General features: G+C 46.1%; 18 protein-coding genes and 1 riboswitch. Of the genes, 17 read left to right on the top strand and 1 reads right to left on the bottom strand.

Features of this window, described 5'->3' with window-relative positions; genetic code table 11:
- Positions 1-16: 16 nt before the first annotated feature.
- The 10 genes from spoVAD (at position 17) to ACK1LH_RS13225 (ending at position 10,679) form a co-directional block, all read left to right on the top strand.
- Positions 17-1,051, top strand: coding sequence for a stage V sporulation protein AD (gene spoVAD, locus ACK1LH_RS13270; RefSeq protein ID WP_029280089.1), 1,035 nt, complete (start codon positions 17-19; stop codon positions 1,049-1,051).
- A complete protein-coding gene (spoVAE, locus tag ACK1LH_RS13265) occupies positions 1,039-1,389 on the top strand; it encodes a stage V sporulation protein AE (RefSeq protein WP_029280091.1) in 351 nt (116 codons plus the stop codon). Before spoVAD ends, spoVAE begins: the two co-directional genes overlap by 13 nt.
- Positions 1,390-1,398: 9 nt before the next feature.
- A complete protein-coding gene (locus tag ACK1LH_RS13260; protein ID WP_411333321.1) occupies positions 1,399-2,007 on the top strand; it encodes a stage V sporulation protein AE in 609 nt (202 codons plus the stop codon).
- A complete protein-coding gene (locus ACK1LH_RS13255; RefSeq protein WP_029280095.1) occupies positions 1,964-3,442 on the top strand; it encodes a spore germination protein in 1,479 nt (492 codons plus the stop codon). Before ACK1LH_RS13260 ends, ACK1LH_RS13255 begins: the two co-directional genes overlap by 44 nt.
- Before the next feature lie 136 nt (positions 3,443-3,578).
- Entirely contained in the window at positions 3,579-4,901 is a 1,323-nt protein-coding gene (lysA, locus tag ACK1LH_RS13250; RefSeq protein WP_029280097.1) for a diaminopimelate decarboxylase, read from the top strand.
- 532 nt (positions 4,902-5,433) lie between these two features.
- Positions 5,434-6,876 (top strand): GntP family permease, encoded by a 1,443-nt coding sequence (locus ACK1LH_RS13245; protein ID WP_320155948.1) that lies wholly within the window; start codon positions 5,434-5,436, stop codon positions 6,874-6,876.
- A 30-nt stretch (positions 6,877-6,906) separates the two neighbouring features.
- Positions 6,907-7,608 carry a CoA transferase subunit A gene (locus ACK1LH_RS13240; protein WP_203287757.1) on the top strand — a complete coding sequence of 234 codons (702 nt, stop codon included), beginning with the start codon at positions 6,907-6,909 and terminating at the stop codon, positions 7,606-7,608.
- 15 nt (positions 7,609-7,623) lie between these two features.
- The gene (locus tag ACK1LH_RS13235; protein ID WP_035206867.1) at positions 7,624-8,277 is read left to right on the top strand and encodes a CoA transferase subunit B; all 654 of its coding nucleotides are present in this window, start codon (positions 7,624-7,626) and stop codon (positions 8,275-8,277) included.
- 30 nt (positions 8,278-8,307) lie between these two features.
- Complete coding sequence (locus tag ACK1LH_RS13230) at positions 8,308-9,093, top strand: 3-hydroxybutyrate dehydrogenase (RefSeq protein ID WP_411333319.1); 786 nt, start codon at positions 8,308-8,310, stop codon at positions 9,091-9,093.
- Positions 9,094-9,254: 161 nt separating this feature from the next.
- Positions 9,255-10,679, top strand: a complete 1,425-nt coding sequence (locus ACK1LH_RS13225; protein ID WP_411333318.1) for a sigma-54 interaction domain-containing protein — start codon at positions 9,255-9,257, stop codon at positions 10,677-10,679.
- A 39-nt stretch (positions 10,680-10,718) separates the two neighbouring features.
- On the opposite strand, the gene ACK1LH_RS13220 is transcribed toward ACK1LH_RS13225, so the two are convergent.
- On the bottom strand, positions 10,719-11,600 hold the full coding sequence (locus tag ACK1LH_RS13220; RefSeq protein WP_411333317.1) for a DUF1002 domain-containing protein: 882 nt from the start codon (positions 11,598-11,600) through the stop codon (positions 10,719-10,721).
- A 171-nt stretch (positions 11,601-11,771) separates the two neighbouring features.
- On the opposite strand from ACK1LH_RS13220, the gene ACK1LH_RS13215 reads away from it, so the two are divergent.
- The 7 genes from ACK1LH_RS13215 to ACK1LH_RS13185 all read left to right on the top strand — a co-directional run bounded on the left by ACK1LH_RS13215 (position 11,772) and on the right by ACK1LH_RS13185 (position 17,994).
- A complete protein-coding gene (locus ACK1LH_RS13215; RefSeq protein WP_029280109.1) occupies positions 11,772-12,206 on the top strand; it encodes a peptidylprolyl isomerase in 435 nt (144 codons plus the stop codon).
- A gap of 200 nt (positions 12,207-12,406) precedes the next feature.
- Complete coding sequence (locus tag ACK1LH_RS13210) at positions 12,407-13,321, top strand: nuclease-related domain-containing protein (RefSeq protein WP_411333316.1); 915 nt, start codon at positions 12,407-12,409, stop codon at positions 13,319-13,321.
- 408 nt (positions 13,322-13,729) lie between these two features.
- Positions 13,730-13,875, top strand: a riboswitch (FMN riboswitch).
- A gap of 146 nt (positions 13,876-14,021) precedes the next feature.
- Entirely contained in the window at positions 14,022-15,107 is a 1,086-nt protein-coding gene (gene ribD, locus ACK1LH_RS13205; protein ID WP_411333315.1) for a bifunctional diaminohydroxyphosphoribosylaminopyrimidine deaminase/5-amino-6-(5-phosphoribosylamino)uracil reductase RibD, read from the top strand.
- 6 nt (positions 15,108-15,113) lie between these two features.
- Positions 15,114-15,755, top strand: coding sequence for a riboflavin synthase (gene ribE, locus ACK1LH_RS13200; RefSeq protein WP_029280117.1), 642 nt, complete (start codon positions 15,114-15,116; stop codon positions 15,753-15,755).
- 15 nt (positions 15,756-15,770) lie between these two features.
- The gene (locus ACK1LH_RS13195) at positions 15,771-16,967 is read left to right on the top strand and encodes a bifunctional 3,4-dihydroxy-2-butanone-4-phosphate synthase/GTP cyclohydrolase II (protein ID WP_411333313.1); all 1,197 of its coding nucleotides are present in this window, start codon (positions 15,771-15,773) and stop codon (positions 16,965-16,967) included.
- Between the two features lie 17 nt (positions 16,968-16,984).
- Entirely contained in the window at positions 16,985-17,449 is a 465-nt protein-coding gene (ribE, locus tag ACK1LH_RS13190; protein WP_029280121.1) for a 6,7-dimethyl-8-ribityllumazine synthase, read from the top strand.
- A 188-nt stretch (positions 17,450-17,637) separates the two neighbouring features.
- Complete coding sequence (locus tag ACK1LH_RS13185; RefSeq protein WP_029280123.1) at positions 17,638-17,994, top strand: GNAT family N-acetyltransferase; 357 nt, start codon at positions 17,638-17,640, stop codon at positions 17,992-17,994.
- Positions 17,995-18,030 lie beyond the last annotated feature (36 nt).

Genomic DNA, 18,030 nt, shown 5'->3' with positions numbered 1-18,030 from the left:
GGAGGGGCTATAAAAAATGAGATTAACCGGGAAGCAGACGTGGGTTTTTGAAAACCCTGTTTATGTTCAGTCAAGCGGAACAGCTGTCGGGCCAAAAGAAGCAGATGGTCCGCTCGGCAGCGGATTTGATAAAACATATGATAATCTCCACTGCGATGAGGATAACTGGGAGCTTGCAGAACGGCGGCTGATGGAGGATGCGATCGATTTTGCCCTGAAGAAAGGAAATTTCACAAAGGAAGATATTGATTTTTTCCTTGCAGGAGATCTCCTGAATCAGAACGTGACAGCAAACTATACAGCAAGGCATAACAAGATTCCTTTTCTCTGCATGTTTGGAGCATGCTCAACCTCCATGGAAACGCTGGCTGTGAGTTCGGCCCTAGTTGACGGGGGATTTGCAAACAGGGTGTTGGCTGCTACGAGCAGCCACAACGCTACAGCAGAACGGCAATTCAGGTATCCTACCGAATATGGCGGTCAAAAGCCGAAAACAGCTCAGTCCACAATATCCGGTTCAGGAGCTGTCATTGTCAGCCGCGACGAGAGTGACATCAGAATTACGTCAGCGACCATCGGCAGTGTGGCGGACCTTGGAATAACGGATCCTTTTGATATGGGTTCTGCTATGGCGCCTGCAGCTGCGGATACCATTGCACAGCATTTTAAGGATTTGCAGATATCTCCGGACGAGTATGACTTGATTGCAACAGGCGACCTGGCTTCTGTCGGAAGCCCGATTGTGAAAGATCTTTTAAAAGAAGAAGGATTTGACGTCTATGCCAATCATAACGACTGCGGCATTATGATATACCGGCCTGACCAGAACGTGTTTGCAGGGGGCAGCGGCTGCGGATGTTCGGCTGTTGTCACGTACAGCCATCTTTTTGACGAAATGAGAAACGGCAATTTGAAAAAAGTGATGGTGGTTGCAACGGGTGCTCTTTTAAGCCCGACGATGATTCAGCAAAAAGAATCCATTCCGACAATTGCTCATGCAGTTGTTTTCGAGAGAGTGGACAGGGGTGGGAACAATACATGGAATACTTAATTGCGTTTGCAGTTGGCGGGGCTATATGTGTCATCGGCCAGATTCTGCTTGATTTTGCAAAGCTTACACCGGCACATGTTATGAGTACGTTCGTTGTGTCAGGTGCCATTCTTGACGGCTTTGGCATTTATGATAATTTTATAAAATTTGCAGGGGCAGGCGCCACCGTTCCGATTACAAGCTTCGGTCATTCTCTATTGCACGGGGCAATGAAGCAGGCAGAGGAACACGGCATTATCGGGATTGGAATCGGTATTTTCGAACTGACATCTGCCGGGATCTCCGCTGCTATCGTGTTTGCATTTTTCGTGGCACTTATTTTTAAGCCGAAAGGATAAGATCATCCTATGACAGAGACAAGAAGGGTCATTATCGTGACAGATGGAGATGTATATGCGGCCAAAACGATTGCTTATGCGGCAAAGAAAGTCGGCGGCAGATGCATTTCCCAGTCCAAAGGGAATCCCACTTTTTTGACAGGTCCTGAAATTGTGAAGCTAATCATAAAAACCCCATATGACCCTGTCTTTGTCATGTTTGATGATTGCGGTCTTTTAGAAGAAGGTCCGGGTGAAAGAGCGCTTATGCATGTAGCGGAGCATCCTCAAATTGAAGTGCTTGGGGTCATCGCCGTTGCAGCCAAGACGCACGGGTCCGAATGGACGAATATTGATGTATCCATCGACCGGGACGGACAGATTTCCGAATATGGGGTCGATAAAAGCGGCATAAGAGAATTTGAAGTTGGAAAAATGACGGGAGACACCGTCTATTGTCTGGACAGACTGAATGTGCCGATTATTGTGGGGATCGGAGACATCGGGAAAATGTCCCGCAAAGACAGCGTTGACCGGGGCTCTCCAATAACCATGAAAGCAGTTGAATTAATCCTGGAAAGGAGCGGAATGGCAGATGAGCGAAAAAAAATCAGAACAGAAGACCAAAATTTCATCTAAACTATCCGTCAATGAAAACTATTTTAAAAACCATGTTGGGCTAAATCAAAGCTTTGACCTTGGAGTCCGGAAAATTTATGTCCTGGGCGTAGAGGTCAATATGTACTACGTGACAGGCCTTTGTGATACTTCTTTTCTGATTCCGATTTTAAAAGAACTCGTTGAAATCAATGACTTTGAGTTTGAACGGATGAAAGTCAATGAAATCATTGAAAACAGGCTTGCCCATCAGCAGGTGCAAAAGCTTAAAACCATGGATGAAGCAGTAGATCAGGTCCTTTCAGGATTAGTTGTCTTCATGATTGAAGGCTTTGATTACGGAATCGTCGTTGATGTGCGGAGCTATCCCGGCAGAAACCCTGAAGAACCGGATACAGAAAAAGTGGTCCGGGGTTCAAGAGACGGTTTTGTTGAAAATATCATTGTGAACACTGCTTTGATGCGCAGAAGAATCCGGGATGAAGGCTTGCGGTTTTCAATGATGAAAATCGGTGAACGCTCAAAAACCGATGTGTGCCTGTGCTACATAGAAGATGTTGCAGACCCCGATATGGTTGAAGTGGTAAAAAAAGAGCTTGAGACCATTAAGATAGACGGACTTACGATGTCAGACAAAACGGTGGAAGAATTCCTGGTGAAACAGGGATATAATCCGTTTCCGCTTGTCAGGTACACAGAGCGGGCTGATGTTGCGGCCAATCATTTGCTTGAAGGACATGTATTAATTATTGTTGATACATCTCCAAGTGTGATCATTACGCCAACCACGTACTTTCACCATGTTCAGCACGCGGAGGAATACCGCCAGGCCCCTGCTGTCGGGACATTTTTAAGATGGGTGAGGTTTCTCGGCATCATAGGATCGATATTTATCGTCCCGCTGTGGTTTGCATACGTATTGGAGCCGTCACTTTTGCCTGAAGCGATAGACTATATCGGACCAAATGAAAAGAAGAACATTCCAATTGTCGTACAGCTGTTTCTCGCTGATCTCGGCATCGAATTCTTAAGAATGGCGGCCATTCATACGCCGACAGCATTGTCCGTTGCCATGGGCTTGATTGCGGCAGCTCTGATCGGACAGATTGCCATTGATGTCGGACTTTTTGTTCCTGAAGTCATTCTATATGTAGCGATTGCTGCCATCGGAACGTTCGCAACACCAAGTTATGAGCTGAGCATTGCCAACAAAATGGTCAGGCTGGTGCTCCTTGTGGCAGTTGCACTCTTTCACGCAGAAGGACTTGTCGTCGGGACTACCTTGATTTTCTTATACTTGGCGAGCATCAGATCGTTGAACACGCCATATTTGTGGCCGTTCCTCCCATTTAATGCAAAAGCTCTGTGGCAGGTTTTCATCCGGACATCGGTGCCCGGGGCAAAGGTCAGACCAAGCATCGTACACCCCCAGAATATCAGGAAACAGCCGCGCTAAAAGGATTGAAAGTGCATGGATTTTGTGATATTGTAAGCTTAATTTACCTGAAGGACCAGAAGTGCGGAACAGCTGTTCACCCAAAAGGTAGCAGCTGTTCTTTTGTCCTTTTACGGAATGAAAGAGGGATGCTAAATTGTTCTTACATGGAAGCAGCAAAGTCAACGAGCAGAATCACCTTGAAATTGGGGGAGTAGATGCAGCAGAGCTCGCATCAAAATACGGTACACCTCTTTATATTTACGATGTCGCGCTTATTCGCGAACGTGCGAGAAGCTTTAAACATACATTTGAAAAGCTTGGCGTAAAGGCGCAGGTTGCCTATGCAAGCAAAGCGTTCTCCTCCGTTGCCATGTTTCAGCTTGTGGAAGAAGAAGGCCTTTCCCTTGACGTGGTATCAGGCGGAGAGCTTTACACAGCTGTAACAGCAGGCTTTCCTGCAGACAGAATTCATTTCCACGGCAATAATAAAAGCAGAGCAGAGCTTGAAATGGCGATTAAGCTGAATATAGGCTGCGTCGTTGTTGACAATTTCAGAGAAATCGAGCTTATCAAAGAGATTGCCGCCCAGGAAAAAACGACAGTGCCCGTTCTATTGAGGGTTACTCCAGGCGTTGAAGCGCATACACATGACTATATTACGACCGGCCAGGAAGATTCAAAATTTGGCTTTGACCTTCAAAACGGCCAGGTAGAACGCGCGATGGAAAGTGTTCTTTCATCAGATGCATTCGACCTTCTCGGCTATCACTGCCACATTGGTTCACAGATCTTCGATGCAACGGGCTTCGTTCTCGCTGCTGAAAAAATCTTCACTAAAGTGACGTACTGGAAAGAAACGTTCCAGTACGAACCGAAAGTGGTCAATCTCGGCGGCGGATTCGGAATCCGCTACACTGAAGAAGATGAGCCGATGCCTGCCACATATTATGTTGAAAAAATCGTTGAAAGCATCAAACAGCAGGTGAAGGAAAGCGGCATTGCCATGCCTGAGATCTGGATTGAACCGGGCCGTTCACTTGTAGGTGACGCAGGCACAACGATTTATTCCATCGGCTCAGAAAAAGTGGTGCCGAATGTCCGCAAATATGTCTCAGTCGACGGCGGCATGAGCGACAACATCCGTCCCGCTCTTTACCAGGCAAAATACGAAGCAGCCCTTGCGAACCGGATGAATGACCCTAAAGATGACTCGGTTTCCATCGCCGGAAAATGCTGCGAGAGCGGAGATATGCTCATTTGGGATCTTCCACTGCCGCAAGCAAATCCAGATGATCTGCTTGCAGTCTTCTGCACAGGCGCATACGGATACTCCATGGCAAACAACTACAACCGCATCCCGCGTCCACCGGTTGTTTTCGCAGAAAATGGAGAAGCACAGCTTGTCATTAAAAGAGAAACGTATCAGGATCTGGTCGCACTGGATCTGCCATTAAAATCAAAAGTGTCTCAATGCTGATAGATAGAAAAAACCGCTTCCGGTTGGGAGCGGTTTTTTTGATTTTGGGAGAAGGGGTGAAAAAGGCTGGTTATTACAGGGGATGCGTACCTATAAAAAGGAGCGGGTGAATTATGGGGTAGCAAAAGAGGGAAATGCATCCTTATAAAGCGGAGCAGGTAAAATATGGGGTGCCAAAAGAAGAATATACGCCAGATTAATAATGCTTAATAAAAGCCCGTTCCGCATATCCGGAATATTCCGCTATACCGGAATGGAATGAGTTGTATTTCCGAGATTGCGGAAAAACCCAGCTTTTTAAAATTGAATTTTCTGTTTTTTGAAATCAGGCAAACCAAGCCATCACTGAATTTAAGTCAATTTTCCGAACTTTTTATTAAGAAAAGCCATGTTGGCACGTATCTTGCAAGTAATTATTGTGAGGCAGTCATTTAGATGGAAGGCGAAAGCGGGAAGGGGTACCCAAATTGTAAGCGCTTACCATTAAATGAGCTGCTTATGCAGGAGAACACTTAGGTTAAGGGGGATGTTTGTGGAAATCATTATTATTTTATTGTCACTGAGTTTATTGATGTTTGTGGCTTATCGGGGATTTTCGGTTATTTTGTTTGCTCCGATCTGTGCACTGTTTGCCGTGCTGCTGACAGATCCGAGTTATGTTCTGCCGTTTTTCTCCAATGTGTTTATGGAGAAGATGGTCGGATTCATTAAGCTTTACTTTCCTGTCTTCCTGCTCGGGGCAATATTCGGGAAAGTGGTTGAAATGTCAGGCCTTGCTGAATCGATTGCCAAGACGATTGTCAAACTTGTCGGTGCGAAGAGAGCGATTCTTGCAATTGTTCTGATGGGTGCGATTTTAACGTACAGCGGCGTCAGTCTGTTTGTTGTTGTGTTTGCCGTCTATCCATTTGCGAAAAACCTTTTCATCCAGGCGGACATTCCAAAACGCCTGATTCCGGGAACGATTGCTCTCGGTGCCTTTACTTTTACAATGGATGCCCTTCCGGGTACTCCGCAGATTCAAAACGTAATCCCGACTACTTTCTTCAAAACAGATATCTATGCAGCACCTGTTCTTGGAATCATTGGTGCGATCTTCGTCCTTTCACTTGGTATGTGGTATCTGGAATCAAGACGCAAAAAAGCGGAAAAAGCCGGAGAAGGATATGCAGGATTTCATTCTGAGACGGCTGCAGGACTTGATCCTGAGATTGCCCGCGAAAAAGAAGAAGCTATCTTATCAGCTGGAACTGAACCAAGTGTGGCCCGCCAAGTTTTGGCATTTGTGCCGCTGATCCTGGTTGGTGTAATGAATAAATTCTTCACAGTTTCATTTCCGAAATGGTATCCGAACGGCTTTGATTTTTCAGCCATCGGCCTTGAAGCGTTCGGCAAGATTGAACTGCCGTCTGTTGTAGCCATCTGGTCTGTTGAGCTGGCGCTGTTAATTGGTATCGTCGCGACCATAGCTTTTGACTGGAAAGCTGTAACCGCCAACATTAAAGAGGGTCTGAATGCCGGTATCGGCGGTGCCCTGCTTGCAGCTATGAATACAGGCGCTGAGTACGGATTCGGCGGCGTTATCGCTGCATTGCCTGGATTTAAAGCAGTAAGCAATGGAATTTCTTCTACTTTCACAGATCCGCTCGTAAACGGTGCGGTTACGACGACGACACTTGCAGGTATAACAGGTTCTGCATCCGGCGGTATGGGAATTGCGCTCAGTGCGATGTCTGATAAATACCTTGAGGCAATTGAAAAGTTCAATATTCCTCCTGAAGTGATGCACAGGGTCATTTCCATGGCATCCGGCGGTATGGATACGCTTCCGCACAATGGAGCGGTTATCACGCTTCTTGCTGTTACCGGATTGACTCACAGACAATCATACCGTGATATTTTTGCCATTACGATCATCAAAACAGTTGCCGTATTTGTCATCATCGGTATTTACAGTCTATTCGGTCTAGTATAAGAAAACATCCGGGAAAGAGAGGGAACAGTGATGGGGAAAGGAAAAGTGCTCGATTCATTCCAACAGGCAATTGAAAAAATAGAAGACGGTGCAACATTAGTCGTAGGAGGCTTCGGCCTCTGCGGCATTCCGGAAAAATCCATTCTTGCGTTAAGAGATAAAGGGGTCAAAGACCTGACAGTTGTCAGCAATAACTGCGGAGTGGATGACTGGGGTCTCGGGCTTCTTCTCGCCAACAAACAAATTAAGAAAATGATGTCCTCTTATGTGGGAGAAAACAAAATTTTTGAGCGCCAGTATTTAAGCGGCGAATTGGAAGTGGAACTGATACCGCAGGGGACGCTCGCCGAGAGAATGAGAGCGGGCGGTGCCGGCATTCCGGGCTTTTATACAGCAACCGGAGTGGGAACGAAGGTTGCGGAAGGAAAAGAACATAAGGATTTTGACGGCAGGACCTATATTCTTGAAAGAGGCATTGTCGGCGATTTTGCCCTTGTAAAAGCATGGAAAGCTGATACACTGGGCAATTTGGTTTTCCGGAAAACATCAAGGAATTTTAATCCGGTAGCTGCTATGGCAGGAAAAATAACGATTGCAGAAGTGGAAGAAATTGTAGAAGCAGGCGAACTGGACCCGGACGAAATTCATACACCGGGCATCTACGTCCAGCATGTATTGCTTGGAACAAACTATGAAAAGCGCATTGAACGCCTGACTGTGCGACAGGCATAAGAAGGAGGCAAAACCATGAATGAGAGCAGACAGAAAATGGTGCAGCGAGCAGTGAAAGAAATTCAGGACGGAATGAACGTGAATCTCGGAATCGGAATGCCGACGCTAGTGGCTAACGAAATTCCGGATGATTACGATGTTCTTTTGCAATCAGAGAATGGCCTCCTCGGAATCGGACCTTACCCGGTTTCTGGAACAGAAGATCCAGACCTGATCAACGCAGGAAAAGAGACGGTAACAAGTGTGCCCGGAGCTTCCTACTTCGACAGTGCCGAATCCTTCGCCATGATCCGCGGAGGGCATATTGACCTCGCCATTCTCGGTGGAATGGAGGTTTCTGAACAGGGTGACCTCGCCAACTGGATGATCCCTGGGAAAATGGTAAAAGGAATGGGCGGCGCCATGGATCTTGTAAACGGCGCAAAAAGAATCATTGTGATTATGGAGCATGTGAACAAATACGGCGAATCCAAGGTGAAAAAGGAATGCAGCCTTCCGCTGACAGGGAAGCATGTAGTCAACCGCCTCATAACAGATCTTGCCGTCTTTGATTTTGCGGATGGTGCGATGGAGCTTGTCGAACTGCAGGACGGAGTGACCATTGAAGAGGTAAAAGAGAAAACAGAGGCCGCCTTTACGGTCAACCAATCATTGATGACCGCCCATTAAGGCGAGGTACAGACAGAAAGGAATATGGCGATGAACCAATTACTCAGCGGAAAAACAGCGCTGATCACAGGCGCTGCAGGCGGGATCGGCTTTGAAATAGCAAAAGAGTATGCAAGAGAAGGTGCTGCGGTCGTAATTTCAGATATTAATAGAGAAGCAGCAGAAGCAGCTGCATCAAAGCTTAAGGATGAAGGATTTGAATCCATTGCGGCGGCGTGCGATGTAACAAAGGAAGAAGAGATGATTGGAGCAATCGAAACCGTCCAAAAGCAATACGGCCGCCTGGATATTCTGGTCAACAATGCAGGACTGCAGCACGTCTCTCCAATTGACGAATTTCCGACTGACCGGTTTGAATTTCTGATTAAAGTCATGCTTACAGCTCCTTTTGTTGCCACAAAGCATGCTTTTCCAATCATGAAAAAGCAAAAATTCGGGAGAATCATTAACATGGCATCCATAAACGGGGTCATCGGTTTCGCCGGAAAAGCAGCTTATAACAGCGCCAAGCATGGTGTTATCGGATTAACAAAAGTAGCGGCGCTCGAAGGGGCAGAACATGGCATTACCGTTAACGCCCTCTGCCCGGGCTACGTGGATACACCGCTTGTGCGCAATCAGCTCGCAGACCTTGCAAAAACAAGAAATGTAGAGCTTGAACGCGTGCTCGAGCAGGTCATCTATCCGCTCGTTCCGCAAAAGAGACTTCTCGCTGTTCAGGAAATTGCGGATTATGCCGTTTTCCTTGCAAGCGACAAAGCGAAAGGAATAACTGGTCAGGCAGCGATTCTTGACGGCGGGTATACAGTTCAATAAGAGGGGGAAAAGACAGCGGGACATGCTGTCTTTTTTATATGCTTTATTTTTCCAGTATAAATGCCGGTGCTGAATCTCTTAATCTATTGATTTTTGTCAATCCGTCCGTGTAAGATGAACATAAATGTAAACGGTTTAAAGAAAGGGAAGAGGTGAAGAGGATGAAAGGGCTCATGGAAAAGCTTCCTGCAGACTGGATTGAAGAGGTCGTCAACTTGGCAGCTGAATGCATGGTGGTAGTGGACCATGAGGGGACGGTTCTTTATCTCAATTCTGCCTATTGCGAGTTTTTAAATGTCAATGCCGAAGAATCAATCGGAAAGCCTGTTCAGGATGTGATTGAAAACACAAGAATGCAGATTGTCGCCAAAACCGGACAGGCTGAAGTCGCATCCATCCATCCTATTAAGGGGAGCGAAATGATTGCAAACCGCTATCCCCTCTATGTTAAAGGAGAGCTCGTTGGCGCTGTCGGGACGGTTATGTTCCGCAATGCACAGGAATGGATCGACTACTCGAAGAAAATCCAGCCAATCATGGAAGAGTTGAACTATTATAAAAGGAAATTCGAAAAGGAGCTCTTCAGTAAATATCATTTTGGGGACCTTGTAGGTAGCAGTCCGAAATTCACGGAAGCCAAAACGCTCGCAGAAAGAGTTTCAGACAGTCAGTCGGCCGTGCTCCTTCTTGGAGCGTCCGGAACGGGAAAAGAACTGTTTGCCCACGCCATTCATCAGACAAGCGGGAGAAAATTCGCCCCTTTTATGAGAGTCAACTGCGCATCCATCCCCGAGCACCTATTTGAATCGGAAATCTTCGGATATGAAGAAGGTTCGTTTACCGGTGCTAAAAGAGGAGGGAAAAAGGGGAAGTTTGAGCTTGCGCACGGGGGCACTATTTTTCTCGACGAGATAGGCGATCTTCCCCTTCAGATGCAAAGCAAGCTGCTTCGCGTGCTGCAGGAAAAGGAAATCGAACGCATAGGCGGCAGGGGCCCTGTTCAAATTGATGTAAGGGTCATTGCCGCAACACACAGGAATCTGGAGAAGATGGTGTTGGACGGTGAATTCAGAGAGGACCTCTACTACAGGCTCAATGTGATAAAAATTGAGATTCCCTCACTTGCGGACCGAAAGGAAGATATTGTTCCGATCTCAAGAGTTCTTTTGAAAAAACTAGAGACAAAGTTTCACAGATATGGTCTGGATCTATCAGAAGAAGCGATGCATGATCTTGAACGGCATAAGTGGCCCGGAAACATCCGGGAACTTGAAAACGTGCTCGAACGGGCTGTAAATGTGCTCGACGGACAAATCATCTACCCGGAACATCTGCCGCTTTATCTACAGAAAGAAGAACAGAGCCAAAGCATGCCATACAATGCGGGCCCGCCCCTGCAGCCTGTAAACGGGGATACATTCAAAGGTCCTGTGAAACCGCTTAAGAGCATTGTAGCCGAAGCTGAAAAGAGAGCCATACTCCATGCGTTATCAGAAGCGAAAGGAAACAAATTGGAGGCGGCAAAGCTTCTTGGAATTGGGAAAACAAGCTTTTATGAAAAATGCCGGGAATATGAAATCAGATAAAAAACAGCCTGCAGAAATCGTTTCTGCAGGCTGTTTGCATTAGGCGTTATCTTTATTGCTGAAAATAGCTATGATTGCATCCCAAAGAGCAATAAAAAACTCTTTCAGCTGATCAAGGAAGTTCTGGCCTTCCTCTGAATCAATGAATTTTGAAATCTGGTCTTTTGCCTGATCAAGCTGCTGTCCTACTTGATTCCAGTCGATGTTGACGTCTTTCATTTTATTGAACAGGGCTACAAGGCTGTTGATTTCTTCTTCAGACAGTGTAATGCCCAAGTCGTTTGCCGATGTTTCGATCAGTTCACGGAACTCGGCATCAGTCTTTGGAACTCCGTTTTTCGCAATTTCTTCTTTGATTTTAGCCATGAGCGCACTGGCGTTTTCCTGTCCGACCTTGTCGCCGAGTTCAGCTGTTGTGACAAGTTCTTCGTTCGCCACCTGTTTCACATCTTCCGGAATAGCCTCATCTGAACTTACTTCATAAGCTTTCAGCAAACCTGTCAAAGCTGCTGTGCCGGATACCTCAAATGGCGCTGAAACCTGGATGGAAGCATCTTTTACGCCTGCTGTCATCAAGGCGTTCAAATACATTTCATCTGTTACCCAATTGACATTTTTCGTATTTACTTCAAGGCCTGCGCCGCTCTCTTCAATCGTAATCGCTGAAGAGGAAATCGCTCTCGTGCCAATTTGCGCCTTCGGAATATAGTTTCCAAGATATTTATGTTCTTCTTCGTTTGTCACTTCTATGACTTGAGCACTGTCATCCGCTCCCATTTCAGAAAGCATGGAATCCTTCTGTGCTTCTGTTAAGTTCTTTCCAAGTGTAATAATTTTGTCTCCGGGTGCTGCATCGGCAAGTCCCATTGACGGAAAAGCAAGCAGTGCCAGTGAGAATGCAGTAATCATTATCTTTTTCAAAAAAAGACCTCCTTCTTTATGACAGCAATCTTCATTATAATATCTTTATCGGTTTGGCGACAGGTTTTTTCAGGAAAACAGCGAACTGTTTGGCTTTATGAAACGTTATATAGTAGAATGAATAACGTTCAGTCTATTAGACGAAAAAAAGATGCAGGAGGTTTCATACATATGAAAAAAGGTCAAATTACAATGGAAAACGGCGATCAAATGGTGATCGAATTTTATCCTGAAGCAGCACCTAAAACAGTAGAAAACTTCGAAAAGCTTGCAAACGAAGGCTTCTACAACGGCGTAACATTCCACCGCGTTATCCCTGGCTTCGTTGCACAAGGCGGAGATCCTACTGGAACTGGCGCAGGCGGCCCTGGCTACTCAATCAAATGCGAAACAGCAGGAAACCCTCACAAGCACGTTGCCGGAGCTCTTTCAATGGCGCATGCCGGAAAAGACACAGGCGGCAGCCAATTCTTCATCGTTCACGAGCCACAGCCTCATTTGAACGGCGTCCACACTGTTTTCGGACAAGTTGTTGAAGGACTGGACAACGTCTACAAAATCAAACAGGGCGATGCAATGAAAGAAGTTAAAGTCTGGGAAGAATAAGATGAATGGAAAGCTGTCCTTATCGGGGCGGCTTTTTTGATTTGAATTTGTGCTGTGGCAAATGCTTAGTTTCCTTCGGGATTGCTAAACGATTTAGGTCCAAACAAATAATTAAGTTACTTGTATTAAGAGATAACTTGATTTTCATGTTTTGCCGGAATCTTCTTCCTGTAATACGATGGGGGAAAGGAGGAATGCATTTGAAAGATCTGCGAGAATCAAAAGAACTGCTGATGTACAGAAAGCTGAATGCCAGAAAGAATTTGAATGCAGAAGAAGCAGCGCACTTTCTTAACCTTGAAAAAGGGTTTGAAGGGGAAAAACAGTTTGAGACGTGGCTGAAACTTCACCGGGAGAACGGAATCATCTTGAGTGATCTCCTGCTCGAAACCAATCAAACAACCTATCAAATCGATTCTCTGTACCTTTCGCCGCAAAAAATCTACTTGTTTGAAGTGAAGAACTTCGAAGGAGACTATCACCTGGACAAAGATAAGTGGCTCTCCCCGGTTAAAAAAGAAGTCAAAAACCCCTTGCTGCAGCTAAGCAGAAACGAAACCCTCTTACGAATCCTGCTGCAGGAACACCACTTTCAGCTTCCGATTGAAGCCATTCTGGTTTTTATCAATCCCCGCTTTCACCTCTATCAAGCATCGTCCTCACACCCCATCATTTTTCATTCCCAGCTGGACCGTTTTGCCAAAACACTAAACAAAAATAGTGCCGCCCCGCTTAAAGCCATTCACTCGAAGCTTGCGGAGAAGCTTTTGGCACTCCATCAGGAGGAATCCCGTTTTGAGCGGCTGCCTAGGTATGAGTATGATGAGCTTGAGAAGGGGGTGGGGTGCAGGTTTTGCGGTGTGCTTTATGCTTCATTTGCGAATCCAAATTTTCGCTGCTCGAATTGTAAAACTGCGGAAGCCTATGTTCCTGCAATCCTGCGGGCTATTGAAGAATTTCAGTTTCTTTTTCCGCAAAGAAAGATGACTGTTGAAGAGATTTGGGAATGGTGTCACATAGTAAAATCCAAAAAGACCATCAGGAAAATCTTAAACACTCATTTTTTACAGACAGGGATTGGCAAAGCTACACATTATGTGCCACGCGAGAAATAGTAAACACAGTTGAATCGTACCCCCGGAAACTGAGAAACGATTTGGTAGGGTAAGCAAACGTGTGAATCGTACCCTTTGAAACTGAGAAACGATATGGTAGGGTATGCAAACGCGTGAAGCTTACCCCCGGAAATCGAAAAACGATTTGCGAGGGTAAGCAAGTGCTGGAATCGTACCCCCGTAAACCGAAAAACGATTTGCGAGGGTAAGCAAGTGCTGGAATCGTACCTCCGGAAACCGAAAAACGATTTGCGAGGGTAAGCAACAGCACGGATCACACCACCAAAAAACCAGCTACCCTTTTTAAAATAAAAAATTAATCTCCAATCAGAAAACCCCGGAATTAAATCGTTGCAATCTTCCGCATATCCGGATAAGATTATACAAAGGAACAATTTCATACTCATTGTTTTCCTTCGGGGCAGGGTGAAATTCCCAACCGGCGGTGATAAAGCAGATGCTTTTCAGTCCGTGACCCGGCTGCACAGTGTGCAGGCGGTGGATCCAGTGAAATTCTGGAGCCGACAGTATAGTCTGGATGGGAGAAGGAACACAGTGTTGACGTGCGGGTATTATTTTTCTGAAAAAACAGAGGAATAGTACTCTTGTTTGGCATGCGAATGTGACCAATAATCCCTGACAAGCCCCCAGGTATCAACCTGCGGGCTTTTTTGCATTCTAAAAGAAAGGGGATATGGTTTTGGAGGATCGCGAGTATATGATGACCGCTCTGCGCTTGGCAGAGCAGGGAATCGGGCAGACGTCGCCCAATCCGCATGTTGGTGCGGCTGTGGTGAAGGACGGCAGGATTGTCGGTCTTGGTGCACATCTTAAAGCGGGAGAGCCGCACGCAGAAGTTCATGCGATCAGGATGGCGGGTGCTGAGGCTGAAGGGTCGACTGTTTATGTGACGCTTGAGCCATGCAGCCATCACGGGAAGACTCCTCCTTGTGCGGATCTGCTTATTCAGTCCAAAGTGAGAAGAGTGGTAGTGGCTGTGGAAGATCCGAATCCGGCAGTTGCCGGCAGAGGTATAAGGAAACTCCGTAATGCCGGGATTGAAGTGGAGCTTGGCGTCTCAAAAGAAGAAGCTGCAGAGCTGAACAAAATTTTTTTCCATTATATTAAAAAGAAACGTCCGTTTGTTACGCTGAAGTGGGCTGGGAGTCTTGACGGCAAAACAGCCACTGTCACGGGAGAGAGCAAATGGATCACCGGGAAAGAGGCAAGGAAGGATGTCCACTCCTACAGAGAGAGGCACGATGCCATACTTACCGGTATTGAAACAGTTATAAAAGATAATCCGTCTTTAACATGCAGGACGGAGCATGCTAAAAAGCAGCCTGTCCGAATTGTGCTTGATACGCATTTGAGAATTCCGGAAACAGCCGCCGTGCTGAATGACGGTCTTGCAGAAACGTGGCTGATCGCCGGAAGCGGCGCACCTGCTGAAAAAGTAAACCGGCTTGAAAAGAAAGCCAAAGTGATAAAAATGAACACGCCCTTCATAAAAATGGAGGAATTGCTGCAGACCCTCGGTGAAATGGGTGTGACGTCATTGTTTGTAGAAGGCGGCGCAACGGTACATGGAAGTTTTATTGAAAGCGGCATGTATAATGAAGTCATCAGCTATACGGCTCCCGTTCTGATTGGAGGGGAAGGTGCCCCGTCTCTTGCAGGAGGAACAGGGATTAAGGAAATAAACAAAGCCATCCGGCTGAAAATTAAGTCAGCCGAGCTGATTGGAGAAGATTTGAAGCTTGTCTGCGTGAAGAAGGAGGGGTAGTGCAGGATGTTTACAGGAATTATTGAAGAAATCGGCACGATCGGCAGCATGAGCGGAAGTGATAAAGCCATTGAAATGACCATTCATGCGTCAAACGTTTTGGAAGATGTGAAGCTTGGCGACAGTATATCCGTGAACGGTGTGTGCCTGACGGTGACAAAGTTCACGTCATCCTCGTTTACAGTGGATGTGATGCCTGAAACCGTGAAGGCTACCTCGCTGAACGCGTTAAAACAGGGATCAAACGTAAATCTTGAGCGGGCGATGGCTGCAGGAGGCAGGTTCGGCGGGCATTTTGTCACCGGACATGTGGATGGAACAGGTACGATTATCCGCAAGCGGCCGTCTGCAAATGCGGTTTATTACGATATAAAAGCGAGCAGGGACCTGACTTCATCACTTGTGATGAAAGGCTCAATCGCCATTGATGGAATCAGCCTCACAATTTTCGGCCTAGAGAATGAATTAGTTACGGTGTCCATCATCCCGCATACTCTTTCTGAAACCGTTCTTGGCGGAAAAGAGGCAGGGGACATTGTTAACATCGAATGTGACATGCTTGGCAAGTATGTGAAAAAATTCATCGACCAGTCACAGGGCTCTTCATCGATTACACCTGATTTTTTAAAAGAAAACGGATTTTACTAGAATGGAGGACACATCATGGCATTTCATTCCATAAGTGAGGCAATTGAGGATTTGAAAAAAGGCAAGGTTGTCATTGTCGTAGATGATGAAGACCGTGAAAATGAAGGAGATTTTGTAGCACTCGCCGACCATGCGACTCCTGAAGTGATCAATTTTATGATTAAGCACGGCAGAGGACTTGTGTGTGTACCGCTGTCAGCAGAATACGCGGAAAAATTCCAGTTTCATCCGATGGTCAGCGACAATACGGACCCGCATGGAACGGCGTTTACTGTCAGCATTGACTATAAAACCACTAAAACAGGGATAAGCGCTTCTGAACGATCAGATACGATCATGGCGATTCTAAATGATGATGCCGTTCCTTCAGACTTTAAACGTCCGGGTCATATTTTTCCGCTTGTCGCAAAGCAGGGCGGCGTGCTGAGACGGGCAGGGCATACAGAAGCTGCTGTTGATCTTGCGAGGCTTTCTGGTGCAAGCCCGGCAGGCGTCATCTGTGAAATTATTAAAGAAGACGGAGAAATGGCTCGGGTGCCGGATTTAATGGAAATTGCAGAGCACCACGGCCTTAAAATGATCACCATTAAAGATCTGATTCATTACCGCAATGTGTCTGATGCTCTTGTAAAAAGAGAAGCGGATATTAAGCTTCCTACAGAGTTCGGCGTGTTCAGAGCCGTCGGATATTCAAATGTTCTTGACGGCAAGGAGCATATTGCACTTGTGAAAGGAGACATTTCTCCTGATCAGCCAACTCTTGTACGCGTCCATTCAGAATGTCTGACAGGCGATGTGTTCGGGTCAAACCGCTGCGACTGCGGACCTCAGCTCCATGCAGCGCTTGCTCAGATTGAAGAAGCCGGCAGCGGGATTCTACTATATATGAGACAGGAAGGCAGAGGAATCGGCCTTTTAAATAAGATGAAAGCTTATGCCCTTCAGGAAGAAGGCTATGATACGGTTGAAGCCAATCATAAGCTTGGATTTGCCGATGATCTGAGGGATTACGGAATCGGTGCCCAGATATTAAAAGATCTTGGCGTGGCAGAGATGAAACTTCTTACGAACAATCCGAGAAAGATTGCAGGGCTTGAAGGGTACGGACTGACAGTAGTGGACCGCGTGCCAATTCAAATGCCTTCTAAAGAAGAAAATGAAGGCTACATGAAAACGAAAAAAGGAAAGCTTGGACATTTACTCAACCTATAACATTGGAGGAAACAGTCATGAAAACATACGAAGGTAATTTAGTCGGATCAGGATTAAAAGTAGCGGTTATCGTAGGTAGATTTAATGAATTCATTACAAGCAAGCTTTTGAGCGGGGCAACAGACGCACTAAAGCGCCACGGCGTAGAGGAAGAGAATGTGGAAATTGCATGGGTGCCGGGCGCATTTGAAATACCGCTGGTTGCCAAAAAAATGGCCGCGTCAAACAAATATGATGCAGTGATCACACTTGGAACGGTCATCAGAGGATCTACGACTCATTATGATTATGTCTGCAATGAGGCGGCAAAAGGAGTTTCGCAGGCATCCATGTCAACAGGCGTTCCGGTGATTTTCGGTGTCCTGACAACGGAATCCATTGAACAGGCGATTGAGCGTGCGGGCACGAAAGCTGGGAATAAAGGCTATGAAGCAGCCGTTGCAGCCATCGAAATGGCGAATTTAATGCGCACATTGGATTAATTTCGCTTAAAAGTGTTTAAAAAGCCCGGAAAACTGTTTATAATGTTCTGAGAGTGATTCTTGCCTGATCCGGGATCTGCTTAGGTGACCGGAAGAAACATGGACCGAACATCAGTCTGATGACAGGCTCTAATTTTTTGTTTTTGCTTTCTCTAATCGGAAGGTTATTTCGTTAATGAGGGGTTCATATGTTAATTCGCTATAAGAAAAGCTTTGAAAAAATTGCCATGGGTCTTTTGTCTTTTATGCCAAATGAAAAAGATTTAAAGCATTTGCAGCAGACAATGAAACAGTATGAAGCAGATGAGTTCTGGCAGCTGTTTCTATGGAAAGAAGACGATGATATCATCGGCACAATCGGAGTCGTGTTCGAGGACGATGACCGCGTGAAGATTCAGCATGTAAGTGTGAACCCTTCTCACCGTCATCAGGGAATCGGCAGAAAAATGGTGGCGGCATTAAAAGAACAGTACAAAACAAAAACAGTGGTTCCGGATGAACGGACAAAAGCTTTTTTCGAAAAGTGCACGGAACCGGACTGCTAGCTGCAGACTTTCAGAACGCCTGAGCACGGATTAAAG

The sequence above is a fragment of the Metabacillus indicus genome (assembly GCF_046603695.1).
In the GTDB taxonomy this organism is placed as follows: Bacteria; Bacillota; Bacilli; order Bacillales; family Bacillaceae; genus Bacillus_P; species Bacillus_P indicus.
Note: the sequence above shows the minus strand (reverse complement) of the source record. Positions and strands in the feature narration are given on the sequence as shown.